At 46.7% G+C, this 520-nt stretch carries 1 protein-coding gene; it reads right to left on the bottom strand.

Annotation, left to right across the window (positions count from 1 at the left end; genetic code table 11):
* Positions 1 to 520 (bottom strand): aminotransferase class V-fold PLP-dependent enzyme (locus R7093_RS28020; RefSeq protein ID WP_318147384.1); only part of this gene is annotated, 520 nt, incomplete at both ends.

Raw genomic sequence — 520 nt, 5'->3', positions numbered from 1 at the left:
TTGCACCACCCCAAGCGGCATCTACATGGAAGTGACAATTGTGCTCTTGGCACACTTGAGCGATCTGCGACAGAGGATCGACGTTCCCCGTTTCTGTTGTGCCAGCGACACCGATAACCGCAATTGGTTTGATGTTTTGTTCTTTAAGCTCGGCAATTTTTGCTTTTAGGTCGTCAACAACAATACGGTTGTTTGCATCGGTTTTCACCGCGACTAAACCCTCTTGACCTAAGCCAAGTACGTCTGCTGCTTTTTTAAGTGAATAGTGACCACGTTCAGAAACCAGAACTGCCAGACCTTCGTAGCCATAGTGCTTCATGGCTTTGAATAGACCTTCTTTTTCTACCCCGTTGAAAGCACCATCTGCTTTCAACGCTTTGTTGCGTGCAACCCAAAGTGCCGTAATGTTCGCGATTGTGCCACCAGAGCAAAACGCACCAAGTGAATGGTTCGCGCTGTGCATCCATTTACGATAAAACTTGTCGTTTTGACCGTAAATTAAGCGGTGTAACATCCCTAA

It is taken from the genome of Vibrio sp. 1580 (assembly GCF_033340055.1).
The sequence above is the reverse complement of the archived record's forward strand: the minus strand, read 5'-3'. Positions and strand labels throughout refer to the sequence as shown.